7 protein-coding genes are annotated in these 14,477 nt (G+C 50.8%); all 7 read right to left on the bottom strand.

What is annotated here, in order from left to right; all coding sequences use genetic code 11:
* Window positions 1–3: 3 nt before the first annotated feature.
* The 7 genes from Pla110_RS03125 to lptB all read right to left on the bottom strand — a co-directional run bounded on the left by Pla110_RS03125 (window position 4) and on the right by lptB (window position 14,391).
* On the bottom strand, window positions 4–2,310 hold the full coding sequence (locus Pla110_RS03125; RefSeq protein WP_144993107.1) for a hypothetical protein: 2,307 nt from the start codon (window positions 2,308–2,310) through the stop codon (window positions 4–6).
* Between the two features lie 456 nt (window positions 2,311–2,766).
* Window positions 2,767–3,699 carry an alpha/beta hydrolase gene (locus Pla110_RS03130; RefSeq protein ID WP_144993110.1) on the bottom strand — a complete coding sequence of 311 codons (933 nt, stop codon included), beginning with the start codon at window positions 3,697–3,699 and terminating at the stop codon, window positions 2,767–2,769.
* An 18-nt stretch (window positions 3,700–3,717) separates the two neighbouring features.
* On the bottom strand, window positions 3,718–4,545 hold the full coding sequence (locus tag Pla110_RS03135; protein ID WP_144993113.1) for a DUF480 domain-containing protein: 828 nt from the start codon (window positions 4,543–4,545) through the stop codon (window positions 3,718–3,720).
* A 63-nt stretch (window positions 4,546–4,608) separates the two neighbouring features.
* The gene (locus Pla110_RS03140) at window positions 4,609–5,511 is read right to left on the bottom strand and encodes a M28 family peptidase (RefSeq protein WP_144993116.1); all 903 of its coding nucleotides are present in this window, start codon (window positions 5,509–5,511) and stop codon (window positions 4,609–4,611) included.
* A gap of 279 nt (window positions 5,512–5,790) precedes the next feature.
* Entirely contained in the window at window positions 5,791–6,318 is a 528-nt protein-coding gene (locus Pla110_RS03145; protein ID WP_144993119.1) for a tetratricopeptide repeat protein, read from the bottom strand.
* 410 nt (window positions 6,319–6,728) lie between these two features.
* Window positions 6,729–12,665 carry an Ig-like domain-containing protein gene (locus tag Pla110_RS03150; RefSeq protein ID WP_144993121.1) on the bottom strand — a complete coding sequence of 1,979 codons (5,937 nt, stop codon included), beginning with the start codon at window positions 12,663–12,665 and terminating at the stop codon, window positions 6,729–6,731.
* A 907-nt stretch (window positions 12,666–13,572) separates the two neighbouring features.
* On the bottom strand, window positions 13,573–14,391 hold the full coding sequence (gene lptB / locus Pla110_RS03155) for an LPS export ABC transporter ATP-binding protein (protein WP_144993124.1): 819 nt from the start codon (window positions 14,389–14,391) through the stop codon (window positions 13,573–13,575).
* Window positions 14,392–14,477 lie beyond the last annotated feature (86 nt).

Raw genomic sequence — 14,477 nt, forward strand, 5'->3', positions numbered from 1 at the left:
TTGTCAGGGGGCCGGCGATTCGGCCGGTGCTTCTTTAGCCGGAATTTCTTTTGCGAGAGGCTCCTCTGGGGGAGTTTCGGGTGAAGCCGTTTCGGGCGCTGGATCTTCTGCAGCGGGTTCCGGCTCTGCGGGCGATTCTTCAGCAGCCGGTTTTTCTGGAGATTCCGCAGGCTTATCGGCCTTGGCTTCTACTGCTTCGGGTATGTCGGCTTTTTCTTTCGCTGGAGTTTCCTCTGGCTTTTCAGGTGTAGACTGAGACTCTTCCGGTTTAGCAGGTTCCGCTTCCGGTTTAGTTTCCGGTTTTACTTCTTCTTCAGATGCTGCGGGTTCAGTTTCTTTCTCTTCGACCTTAGGAGCGTTAGTGATCTCGTCCATGATTCCGTAGTTGAGAGCACCAGTGACGGGAACTTTTTCAACCTGCAGAATTTCGTTGGTTTCTTCGTTCTGGATGAAACCGACCAGGTACATCTTCTTCATCTGCAGTGGTTTTTCTTCGAATCGGTAGTTGGCCTGGTCTTCAAATGCTTCGATATAATCTAGAAGTTCTCGTTTGATACCTTCCAGGTCAATTTCTTGATCAAAGGTAAACCCTTCGTTTGAGGCTTCGATACCTGCGGGGCCGCCGGGCATAAAGCGTACGACCATCTCGTAACTTCTCAAACCGTTGGTCGAAACGTAGTCGACATGTTCTTCCGCAAGAGCGAGTTTCAAACGCATTTTGGTGAGAGGAGGAACGAGACCTTCCGTTGTCGCCTGCACATGCAGCTGTTTGTTTTTAGCATGAGCGCTGAGATTGATTTTTACGCGGGAGGAGTGGTTGCGCAATGGCTCCACTTCCTCCATGAAGAGCTCTTCCCAGAGAGGAAGGGTGTCAATAAAGCCACCTCGCAAAGGGAGTAGCTTCCCATTCAACGTTACCATTGGAGAAGCGACCCGCTTGTCTTCCGTGATCCGGGCAAGACTTTCATGGCGGGCCATCGACATTGGATTTGCCATCGGATCAGGTCCGCCAGCGTGATTATGGTAGATCAACATGATGAACTCATCGTCATCTAATGCATTGTCTGCCGCCGTCAGTGCCAGGTCGGGAACGACGCAAGGTTGACAGGGGGCGCTGGTGAAGAATTCACAGAGAACTTTCCGGCGGATTCCCTCGACCTCGGTCTTTTCTGCTGGTTCGATGCTGTGAACAGTAACCAGATTTTTGAGAATCTCGTCCTGATATTCGTCGATACCGACAAGATCGCCATTTTTCTTTTCCCACAGTTCCTTAAAGGTCACACTGGGAGGTGGGTTCTCTATTTGTTGCATCTTCCAGCGACGCAGAAGTTTTTCTTCCAGGAATGGGATGGTTGCCAATTCCCCAAAATATTGGATCGCCTGGTCTTGCTGATCCTGCTTGACAGCCTCATTTGCCAGGGCCAGAAGAATTCGTTCTTCGAACGGGCTTTCTTTTTGAAGACTTTCAAGCTGAGTCAGATTTTCGGGCGTGGAGCTTTCCTCAAGAGCAAGGATCGCTCGATCGATGTTAATGGCTTTGTTTGAGTTTTCGAGCATCGAGCTCATCATTTCCCGCTCTTCATCGGTCATCTCCGTTTCGAGTTTCTTCAGATAAGTTTCGACCAGATCGGGGTGTTTATGAGTTTCAAGCAAATTCAAGATGACACTCTGCAATGAATTGATCATCATTCGATCTCCATACAGGCTGGAGACCTCGATACATTTCGCTGCAGCGGCTTTAAGATAATCTCTATCAAAATCTTTGACGGGAGCCAGGCTGAATATCGTAGAAAATGCTCGTAGCGAGTATGGATTTTCGGGATGTTTTTCGGCGAATTCCAACAGAGCATTTTGAGGAGAGTCCGATTGGAGAGCTTTTAGATATTCCGGTGTGTCTGGCGTCTCGCGGTGGCGTTCTTCCTGCTTTGTGGAGAGGGAAGTTTCCTGGGTAGCGACCATACGCAGAGGGAGGATCATACGATTACCCCCGAACAGACTCCCTAAAATCAGACCATCTTGCAGCTTGCCCTCGCAGGGAAGAATTTTGTCACCTTGATGCAGTGCGAAAAGGATCGTGTCGTCTTCGACTTTGAGATCTTTCAGCTCAGGAATTTCAAGTCCTTCCGGGAGGTTGCTGGTTTCAGCGACTTTCCCCTGGTAGTTTCCTGCAGCGTCTTTCGTGATTTCGACGAGCGCGAAGTCGAAGTCGACCATGAATTGCTGTTTCGGAGCGGGTGTAGTCGACGTCAGTATCCAGGTACCTTCGAAGGAAGTGCGAGAACGATCGATGTTATCATAAGAACTGTTCATTGCTGTTGCATTTGCGTTGCTCTCATCGAACGGATTCTTAATCTCGTCTGGTGTATCGGATGAATTTAGATCCGTGACTCCGGGATCGCCGCAACCGGAGAGAAGCAATAGCAGGGAACAATATGAGAGCAACAGAACTCGATGCATTTCGAGAGCCTTTTTCTAAGCGAACGGGTGTCGAATATTCGACCTAATTAATGACTGAATAAGAAGATAGGTTTCGGAAGAATCACAGAAACTAAAGAGCTGAGTCTGTTTTCTACTCCACGCGGTGACGAGAGACAACCCACAATCAAGCGTGAATACGCTCTGGAAGGGTCAGATGACAGGAGCCGTTCGTGCACAGGTACGAGATGTAGCCTGTTTCTCTTACGAGATTTGAAAGAAAATTGTTTGAAATCGTTCGATTGAGGCCCCGGTACTGTTCCTGTGAATAGTGGGGCCCTGTCGGCGGTATTACTCTGACGGGACGTTTGTGTCTTTTGTTGGGGAGGAGGAAAAATGGTCATTACCAAACTGAATCATATGGGTGAGACCGGAACGGACCACGGAAAAGCTGTGCCCGCCCTTAAGTACCTTGTACTGATGAGGAATTTGCAGTTCCTGGAGTTTTTGAGAGAAGTTCTCATTCATTGTGCGATCAAAAGCTTCATCGGCGGTCAGTAGAAGAATAGACTTTTGTTTCAGCCGATCCGCCTTGAACAGCGAGTTCCATTTCAGCCAGTCCTGACGATCCTCTCCGAATCGCTGCAGTGGCACTACGTAACTTTGTTCTGGTGGCAACCCTTCCCTGGGGAAGTCGAGAAGTCCAATGAGAGTGACAATGGCTGAGAAATCGTCCGGATGTTCGACCATGTAGTGCATGGCACCGTACCCACCCATCGACCAGCCGCAAAGGGCACGGTCTTTCGGTTCGGGGCTAAGCTCATAGTGACGGTCCGCCAGATCAATCAGTTCAGTCAGATAGGATTCGTAACGGTCTCGTTTACGGATTGGGGAATCGATATACCAGCCATCGTCGCCGTCCGGAAGAATGATGACGAACTCCGCCTGCAGCAATGAACTACGTGCTTCGGCATCGTCAATCAGCGAGCGTTCATGTCTTCCGCGACCGTGCAACAGATAGAGAACTGGCCAGTTCTTTCGTGTTGTCTCACCATGAATGGGCTCAGGTGGTGAATAACCCTTGGGGAGCACTACTGAAAACCGTTTTTCCTGTTCAAGCTGCTGGCTATACCAGGTAACCGATTCGATTCGAGGTTGGATCGTCTCCGTTTTTATAATACGAGATCGATGATCGTCGGCCAGAGTGGAAAGCGAACTTGAGCACAACGCTATTAGTGCGAAGAGCCCTGTTCTTAAGAAGCATCGATTCAAAAGTCGCATCATTTCCTCGCGAAATTCTGGTTACATACCGAGGTCGCGACGGATATCGGAGACCTGTTGAGTCAGGTCGTCAAGTTGTGTTTGTAGTTCCTGTAGATCCTGCTTCAGTTGATTGTTTTCCTGACGGAGTTCCTGCACATCCTGCTCTAATTGTTTGTGTTGGTCAGACAGGGCGGGGGTGGATTCTTCAGGAGCGGAATATACGGCCAGTTCCGAGATCGATTCGCCCGTGGAAGAAGCAGGGTTAGAGGAACCTTCCGCCGAGTGTGCTGTAGTTCCGGCAGACGGGGAAGTTTTGCCTGCACCTGATGCTCTTACTTCGAGGTCTTTGTTTTCCTGCGGTTCATAGAAAGTATGATCGACTTCGGTTCCGCGGCGTTCGAGATCTGCGGTCGCTTGCAGGTACCCTTGGTTTAGCAATGAATCCAGTTCGTTACGCAGTTCCGTGAGCGATTCTATCGGAACCATACGACTGGCACGGGCGCGTAATTCTCCAAGGGTCTGGCGTCCGCGCAACATGAGTTCGGTCAGGATAGCCAGTTGGGGTTCTGTGAAGGTGAACTTCTTTCTGACGTAGTGACGAAACCGTTCGGTGCGTCCTGATTCCGTATGAACCACGGCCGCCAGTCCGAGTGCTCTCAGTTCTTCAATCGTATCGTAGACTCCCCCTTCTTCGTAGCTGGATAGTGGACTCCGGTTGCTCTTCTGATTGCAACCGGTCGTCAGCCCTTTCAGCGTCAGAGGATAAGCCTCTGGGGTGGTGAAGGCTTTTTCCAGAAGGACCCCTAATACACGTCGTTGCGATTTGGTTAACTGGCGAACCGGTCCGGTGTCAGTTTCCGTTGTCATGAGCGATAACTTTAATCGAGTGGATGGATGCAGAGTGAAACAGACGGAGATTGCAGACGAAGATTATAGTCCACTTTTCAGAATATGCGATATCGCCAGCGTGGAGCCCTCGGCGACTTTGTGCAGGAAGTCGCGATCGAGTGTTTCAGGGGTATCAGTCGCAAGGTGGTAATAAGGGTTCCGCAGAAAACTGGTATCAGTGATCATCAGTGCGGCGAATCCTTCATCCCAGAAGGGGCTGTGGTCGCTCAGGCGGCTGGCTTGGAGATCGTTTCCGTTGTTAGGAACCTGAAGCGACTGTATCGGGAGGCCTTCGACTTGTTCCATGCCCTGACGCCAGTTGGAAATGAGCGAGGTTGAAACCTGGTTGCCGATGATCGCGATAAAATCACCCGTATCAGGATAGAGTCCGATAAGTGGCTCCGGTAATTTTTGACTACCCGGTTTGGGATCGCAGTAACCGAGCATTTCCAGGGAGATCATCCCTGCCAGATTTCGGTTAGTCTGTCTGGCTATGGCTGCGTGCCAGGCGCCGCCCAACATGCCATTTTCTTCCAGATCAAAGGCGACCAGTTCCAAGTCGCAGGCGAGTTTTTGATCGGCAATGAGCTGGGGGATCACCCGTGCGATTTCGAGTAACGTGACGACGGCACTGGCATTGTCATCCGCACCGGGGGTCTCTTCTCGTGAGTCGAGATGGGCACCGACGACGAGTGTGGGAAAGTTTTTCTGATCGCTCGCAGCCGATTGCAGTGCGGGGTGACGTGCTACGATGTTGATGCCATTCAACGATTCGAGCATCGAATTCTGTGCTTCAAACGGTTGGCGTTCGCAGTTCCAACCGGCGGCGATTAATTGGTTTTCAACATACTGACGGGCGGTTTCAAGTTCGCCGCTCATCGCTGGACGAGGTGTACGGCAAAGTTGATCAAGATGTTCGAAGAGCAACGTGGCATCCGTCAGCATGCTTGGTCCTTGTAACTAAAGGCAAATGAAAACAGAGAATGTCAGTAGAAATGAAGATGTTTGCTGACAGGCATCAGGAAATTATTAACGACCGTGTAGTTACAACGGATGGGTGGTTCAGTGAGAAGGGAACGAACCCGGGGGGCGTGATTGTAGTGCGCTGAGTAGATGATGGGCAGGGCGGGAGGTGAAAAAATACCATGTCGAGTCGAAGAAGATTCGAACGGCTCTTAGAGCCCAGGTGAATCTCAGAAGAGGTGGTAATGGAAGTGAATCGGCTCAACCCTGTTTTTCAGTGGTGCCGACGGTTTCAATCATGTATTGAAAATCGGGATCGTCTCGTAGGGGGTCGAAATCGGTTTCGTCGGCCACCAATGAAATTAATGAGCGATCCTGCCGAAAAGCGCGACCCAGCCAGGATAGCGCCTGCGACTTGTCCTGATCAAGGGAGAAATAACAAGCCAGGTTGAATTGAATTAGCGCGTTGTCCGGTTCGACTTCGAGAGCTCGTTTCATCATCTGGATGGATCGGTGAAGCTGGCCGGTTCGTTTGTAACACCAGGCCATGCCCATAAGAACGATGAGGTTCTCCGGTTCACCACAGTGTGATTTGTGATAGGAGAGTAGTGCGGCTTCGAATTCCTCTCGTTGACGAAAGGCTTCTCCTCGCAGAATGTGATATCGACAACGGAACTCGTCAGTTGTTTTGATTTGATCGAGTTCGCGGAGCGCCTGCTCGGGCAGGTCCAGTTCCAGATAGCCTTCTGCGGCTTTGAGAATTCGGCGTTGATGTCTACTGTCGTCCATGTCATTCGATCCAGAAGCCGATGGCGTAGCGAGTTTCAGGAGGGCATATTGACTAGAAAAGGAGATTCTAGTGATCCCGGACTTCTTCTCCCGGAAATTGATCGGCTGAAAAATTAACCGTGGATTTCCGTCATGGAATACGGAATGCAGCGATGCTCGGAGCAGGGTGTCTCTGCTGGCGACGGGAGCCGACGATTCACTTCCAATTATTAACATAAACCAGAAACTCTGAAAGATTCAAATTCACAAATCTGGAAAGTTCTCTGCAGAACACGGAAGTTAATTGGTGATCCTGCGGAATCGAAGTCACGAACAGAAGGTTTCTAAGCAGCAGTGGAGGCAACAAAAACCTCATCTCGGAAATCCGAGATGAGGTGTCAGGGAGATTGTAATATTTGATCGAAATGCGATTAGATTAGCAAGTCGGCAAAGGAATCTTCAAATACAGAGTCTGTTACGGAAAGTTCCGTCAGTGCAAGACCGGTAAACTGACTGCGGGCATTATGAGTGGCCACGCCGACTGTACCTTCCGACTGGCTGTCGTCAAATGTGTAAGACAGTTTCTCGTTGCCATTGGCTAGGAGAGTGACAGTGCTACCGACGACTTTCACTTCCAGTTGAAGAGGTGTTGCCGGGTTGATACCGAGGTCGGTAAGGCTGGCCAGTTCCTGATAGACGCCGTTGATGTACTGTCCAATAATCCACTTCTTACTGTTAAGGTCGACCCCTGCCAGACTGAATTGATCTGCAGAGAGCACATTGAAAGCCAGGAAACCGTTCCGGTCTTCTCCAGATACATTAATGGATGTAACGTCTGCACTGTAACGGAAATTCGATGAAGTGGGAGTCAGGTTGACCGCGGTTTGTTCAACCGTGTTGGACTCCGTCGAGTCGGATGAGAACATCTGAGCGAGAAGAGCACCCTGAGGAGATGGGGCGGGAACGTTACCCAGTTTGATGTCTTCAAAACGGCTTTCGCCATTTAGAACAAATAGCCCCGCCAGGCCTTCATTGACTGGCTGGCTAAAGGTGTGTTGACCGACCTGAGATCCATTTCTGGAAAGGGTGACAGTGTCACCATCGATTTCAAGGTTAACGTCGAAGGCTTGTCCTACACCAATGGGCTCAGTGACGACCGAGTGGTAATGCCACCCTTGGTGGTACTCACCGATGACCCAGCGATTCTGGCCAACAGCCATTCCCGCGAACTTGAAGTTTGTAGGAGAAACATAATCAAAGACGATGTAGGCATTGGTTGCTGTGCCCGGTCCCTGGAATGTCGAGATCATACGAGTGCTGATGTCGTAACTGGAGGGCAGTGTGTTTGCCGTGTTGAACAGCGTGATGCCCCGTGGATTCGCGATGCCCGTGGAGTTTCCAATCGCAAAGTCTTCCTGGACGTTCCAGTTCCCATTAATGTCGTACATCGTTCCTTCGAGGTCGTCGCCGTTATCTACCGAGAATGGGAATGCAGTTTTGGGCGTTCCGTCAAGGATGGTCGTCAGGGCGAAGTTATCAAAGTGAACAGTAGAGTTGAATGCACCCAGTCCGAGTGGATTGTCGTTAATGGGGCCACCGAAATCGTGGGTGATCTTGGTGAGTCCATCCACTGACATCGTTAACTTTGAGCCTTCGAACCACAGCTCCATGTCGTACGCAGTGTTGTTGTTGATGTTCTCGGAAGCTTCTCCAAAGACTCGGAACTGATTGTTTTCGTACTGTCCCACAACCAATCTGTTCTGACCGGCCCAGGTACCTGCAAATTTGTATTTCGTCGGGGACTCATAATCGAAGATGACGAAACTGTTCGAGGCTTGTCCCGCTTGTGGCTGAATTTCAAATTGAGTTTTCAGGACAAAGTCATTCGGAAGGGGACCGTTTGTGTCAAGCAAACTGATCCCCGTTTTGTACCAGGAGGAGGCTTGACTACTGACGGTTAACTTCTGGTTACTGGCGGTCCAGTTGCCAGTGACCGGGATGAAGTCGTCGGCTGAGTTCGTATTGAAGTTTTCAAAGTAAGGAAACGAAGCACGACTTTCCTGGACGACGTATCCGTTCAAGGGATCGGCTGTATCGGAGGCCCAAATGCCGTTCGGATTGCTGGGGGTGACTTCATTACTGAGTTCACCACTTGCTTCCAGCGAGAAGGAGAGGTCAAGAATACTACCGATGCCGATGATCGGGACACCGTTTTCGTCTTTCATGAACCCTTTCAGCGGAGCAATCATTTCCAGTGAATGACCATCGGCTGAGATAGCAGATTCGATGATGCCGAGCACGATAGGCCCTTTATCAAGGACTAATGTGATTTCATCATCGTCTTCAGTGGCCGGATTGTTTTCCTGGTAAACCCACTGAGAGTAATAGTCGTAACTACCCGGGAGAATGTCGACGAACCCCGGTTTGTAAGGTCCATCGAAGCCAGGAACATAGTCGCCCTGTGTCTGATCAAGGAAGGCTTGATAAAGTTCCGCCGGGCTTTGGGCCCCGTGGTTCAAGTAGTGACCAGTATTGAATTCACCATCATAGTATTCAACTTCGGCGTTCATGTCATAACCGGGTGTGGTGGGATAGTATCCACCATCATCCAGCCAGTAACCAGTGGCGTCGTCGTTGTCGACGTCAATAGTTACAATGACATAGAACCGACCTGCACGGTCACCGTTTGCCGTGCTTGTGGTGGCGCCGATCTGTCCGCGTGAACGGAAGTAGAAGTACAAGTTATCGGAGTCATTCGTGACCCGATATTCGAGCAGGTCTGCATCAGGGTGGTCCACATACAATGGGTTTCCATCCCGGCCTTCGGTGTCGGTATCGTGCTGATCATCTGCGGGGTCGAAGTAAGCGTCGATGTAGGGGCTGTCCCAATCACTCATGTCACCGTCGATGACGATATTGGGGGCACCCTGAAAGATGACGTTGACTGAGATCGTTGCGGTGTCTGTTTCTCCCGTTCCGTCAGTGATCGTATATTTGAAGGTATCGATACCGCTGAAGGTCGGTCGTGGAGTGTAAGTGACTTGCCCATTTTTCAACTCGACTGTACCACCCTGGTCAGTGATGTGTTGCACACTGACGACTGAAACAGATTCAAAAACATCCGGTCCGGTAGTATCGTTGTCGAGCGGAGTAAACGGGTTGCCAAACGTGTTTGAATAGACTTCGTAATTGTCATCGACGGCATCCGGGGCGTCATTGGTCGGATGAACGTAGATGTTGAAACTACGTGTTTCCAGCTCAACTCCATCGATCATCTCGGTGACGGAGACAACAGCCACTCCCCACTGGTCTTGAGCGGTAGCGAAGGTTAACTCGCCCGTTTCGAAGTCGATATTGGGTTGTTCGGAGAAGAGGAGGTCATTGTTATTCGAGATAACGAATTCGCGATTGTTAGGACTTCCTTCCATGATCATGAAATTGTTCACGGAATGGAAACCAGAGTCTTCATCGACAATGGGAGTGTCACCAAAGGCGTATCCAGATTGCGGGAGCAGAGTTTCGGTAAGGAGATAACCATTGATGGGGTCACCCGTATCGGAGCCCCAATCCTGGGAGGGAGCGAGCTCACCACTTGCTTCCAGCGAGAAGGAGATGTCGAGGACACTTCCCATTTTGACGATTGGGTTTCCCTGGGCGTCTTTCAGGAAGCCTCGTAAAGGCGCGACCATTTCGATTTCGTGGAAGTCGTCCGAGCGGGCGCTGGTGACATTCCCTCGAATAATCGGGCCACGGTCTACGACGAAGGTGATTTCATCGTCGAATTCATTCTCGGTACCTTTGTCGTCATACACCCACTGGGTGTAGTAGTCATAAGAGCCGGGAAGAATATCGATGTAACCAGGGCTGTAAGGCCCGTCGTACCCCACCCGATATTCGCCGTTAGTCTGTTCGCGGAAAGCTTCGAGAAGTGATGGGTCGTCAATAGCACCATGGTTGATATAGTGGCCCGTGTTGAATTCTCCGTTGAAGTATTCAACTTCGGCGTTCATGTCGTAACCGGGAGTGGTGGGATAGTATCCCCCCAGATCAAGCCAGTAGCCAGTGTCATCATCGTCGTCGACATCGATGGTGGTAATGACGTAATATCGTCCGGAGCGCAGACCAAGTTCCTGGTTCTCGACCTGAGTTTCACCGATTTCGCCAGCAGCTCGGAAGTAAAAGTACAAATTCTCATTGTCGTGAGTGACTTTGTATTCGAGAAGGTCGACATCGGGATGTTCGCGATAAGCGGGTGTGCCATCTCGACCGGTGGAATCCGTGTCGTGGACATCGTCCGCCGCATCATAGTAAGAAGGAATGTCGGCCCAGTCGGAGAAGTCGCCATCGATATTAACTTTGGCCGGTAACTGATACTTGTTATCAACGATGGTGAAGGAGTCAATGATTTCACCATCATCAGCGGCGACATATTTTACGACCAGTTCATCCTCGCGAACTTCAATCAGCGAGAAACCATACTCGGCAGAACGGGCTGTTGAACTGGAGTAGCCCACGGCCATGTAGTCCTGATTGGAAAAGCTACCTCCATCGAGAGGCATGCCGCCGACTCCGGTGGTGACCTGAATCAGGCCGGCACCTTTATCGTAGGTCTGATCACCATCATCAACGAATAAAGCAGTTCCATCAGCGTCTCCCGTGAGTGGTTTCGTCCAGGAGTAGGTAGAGGATTCACCCGTCAGGAACAGGTCAACTCCTGCGGCGTGTAATCGTTCGACGACGTCTTGATAGTAGTCATCGTCGGGGCCCTGCTCGAAACCGCCCGGACTGGCGATGGGGAAGTTGGTGAAGACAATCTTCCACTGCGCAGTGCTGGCACGCATGTCTTTTTCCAGCCAGTCGAGAACTTCGTCGAGTTGGGCTTCGTTATTCCAGACGTTGCTGTTAAAGGTCGCGAAGTGGGTGTCCCCGTAATCATACGAATAATTTCGTTCTGCCTGTTCTCCCAGTGGGTTGTAGAAGGGAGAGGTGACGCCTTCCTGAGGAACGGGGGAAGAAAAGTATAAGCTTGCAGCCGGGCTGTTCACATCGCTGGAGCCGTAAGCGGCGTACTCGATATGAGAGGCAGTCCAAGCGGCTGTTTCAGGGTTAATAAACTGTTCAAATCGACCGTTGGCGTCCTGATAGCTGCTGGAGGGGTTTAAGTTATTACCCACCAGTAGTGAGAAAGCAGCGTTGGTTTGTCCGACTTGACTCATTACTTGGCGAGTCGCTTGTAATGCTTCCGGAGCGGATACCGGGTTACCGGACGAGTTCCCTACTGCAGCGAAGGAAAATTCGGACGTATCGCCTTTGGCTAGGCGCGTGCGGAATGTGTTATGCCATTCTTCGACGATTTCCCCAGAGTCGAGATGTTGACGCACTCGATATTCATACTCGGTATTGAATTCGAGGTTTGGAAACTCCGCGTTGTGGACGTCAATGCCTGATTGTCCGGCCTGAGTCGTGTTCCATGAAGTTACTTCAGTCCAGGAAGATGCTCCAGTTTTTCGGTATTCGATCGTGAAGCTGTCGTTGGTGCCGATGTTGCCAGTACGTTCCGTCTGCATCATGACCTGTACTTGATCGACGTTACTGCCGTCAAATCCAAAACCGACCAGAGGGGTATCACCCAGTTGCAATCGAGGGGATTGTGTTACAAGAAATTCTTTTTCTTCGTAGTTTGCATCAACGATGTAATCGATGTGCAGGACAGGAGCCCCGCTGCCAGCGTCGAACGAGCGAGCGACACGCGAGCCGGAGCCGTCCATCATGAATGTCATGGGGCTGTCGGAAGTCCAACCTGACTGGCTCACGAGTTCCTGAATAATGGGAGTCAGGTCGGGAGTAGCTTGGGCTCCGGTTTGTTCTCCACTGAAGAACCAGGAGCCGGGAGTCCACTCAATATTTGTAGTGGTGCGGTCTCGCACTGAAATGTTGTTTGAATTCCCTCCGAAGCTATCCGATTCAGCGGAGAGTTCGCCATAAATATTGATACTCGCAGCATCGGAAGAGGCTTCGTCGGCGGTGAACTGGATGTAAGCTCGCCGAATGATGGCATCGTCGGGAACCTGAATGTTCGAAAATCGCAAACCAACCAATTGACTTCTGCGACCTTCCTGGACGATGTCGAGGTCGGTGTCGTACCGGGAAACTGTTCCGGACTCTTTCTCCTCAGCGTCGTCGGTGGCGCTATTGATGGGTTGTTCTACGCTCACCAATACCCCGTTAAGCAGGCATTTGTCTTCGAAGCGTTCGACTTCGCTCGAAATGTCGAACGTGGTGGAACGCAGACGGTGGCTTCGTCTGGTGGATGCAGCTGAACAGGAAAATCGGGTCTGAAATTTCTGGAGCCAGTTCGTCAACATCATCGGGGATTGTCCTTGTTCGGCGGCGTTGAGCGGCTGTCTGTAAGAGAGCATCTGTCGCCGGAGTCAATTTTCGGGGATGAAAGCCTGATGTCGGGGTGGAATGAAGAGGGAAGGCCGAAAAGCAGGAAACGATCATCAAAGTGAGGATTAACCAGGAGATAAAATTGCATTTAAGAAACGCCGTAACCGAATTGTCCGGGTTGGCAGCGAATGAATATCGAGGGGACCGATACGCATTCGGCGCGCAACCTGAAACGATTCGAGACACCTGCGGGCCCTCCTGGCTCCAAAGATGGTACTGTCATTGAATATTTTTCCGGCAGCGGCTCCACTCAGGGGAAGAAGGGGGAACACCACTGGGATTTGAGGTCAGGAGAAAATGGTTCAATGTCAGAAAGTGAGGAATAGTCACTTTGCGGGATTGAGGCGTAATACGCTTGTTTCGCAGGGCGTGACGATTCTGTCGTTAATGATGCTACGCGACGATGTGTGGATCTACAAGCACTTGTTTGAAAATATTACACGATTCAACAAAACTGTAATTGATCCCCCAAACGCGGGTCTGCAGCCGGGAGAGACTTGAAATCGCTTTTCTGTAAGCTATTTAGGTAGAAGAGCTTAGAGCTAATTTTGGAATGACGGTCCCGAAATGTTTTTCGGTTGGCCAAAAAGCTGCAGGGATTCACCTGCTAATGGATAACCGTTGGCTATATAAGCAGACCGACGGTGATTGCCCGGTAAGGAAATTAATCGTTTGCGGACTTGGAGCGGACAAATAGGCGTAACCTATTTGCTATCAGGAAGTTGTTTTTGGGTGGATTGCGTGGAATGTGCAAGCTGAGCCGCTATGCGCGAGGTGGCTATCAGAAAGCACTCAGACGAACTGAGAGGAGTTCATGTTTTATTCTTACGCAGCGAGTTCGGAATCGTCGTTCAGCTGAGAAGTACGTTGCTGGTGCTTCGAATCGGCGATTGAGAAGGATTCTTTCCCTTCGATAATCGACTCGGCGTCGAAGCGTTTTCCGAAATAAAGCTGTTTGGCTTTGGGGTCGCTTAGAACTGTCTCAGCATCACCACTGACGATCACTTCGCCGGCACAGACGATATAGCTACGATCCGTGATGGTGAGCGTTTCCCGCTCGCGGTGGTCGGTCAGCAGAATGGAAATACCACTATCTCGCAGGTCGGAGATGATGTCCTGGATGCTGTGAATCGTGACGGGGTCAATCCCGGTGAAAGGCTCGTCGAGTAGAATCAGCTCCGGATCGGAAGCGAGACAGCGTGCAATTTCGAGTCGACGTCGTTCTCCCCCGGAAAGTGTTGAGGAAGTTTGGGTGCGGCGGTCCGTAAGACCAAATTGCTCCAGTAGTTCGTCCACGCGAAAGGTCCGTTCTCGACGGTTCATGTCGAGGTATTCGAGTACGGCGAAGATGTTTTGTTCGACCGAGAGTTTGCCGAAGATGCTGTCGTCCTGAGGGAGATAACCCATGCCATGACGCGCGCGTTTGTACATTGGCCAGCGGGTGACATCGACTCCATTGAGATGAACAGTGCCTTCCGTAGGTGTGGCCAGGCCGCAGGCCATGCGGAAAGTAGTCGATTTTCCGGCACCGTTCGGTCCCAGCAGGCCGACAATCTCGCCACGATCCACGTAAAAATCGATGCCATTGACGGCACGTTTTCCAGGATAGTCTTTAATCAGGCTACGACAGTCGAGAAGTTGCATCGAGTTATCCTCCATGATAGTTCGAATGCTGGGATGAATCTAAAACGGACGGCCCGAAAGGACCATTCCGCTGCGTGACGTCAGTC

The sequence above is a fragment of the Polystyrenella longa genome (assembly GCF_007750395.1).
Lineage (GTDB): Bacteria > Planctomycetota > Planctomycetia > Planctomycetales > Planctomycetaceae > Polystyrenella > Polystyrenella longa.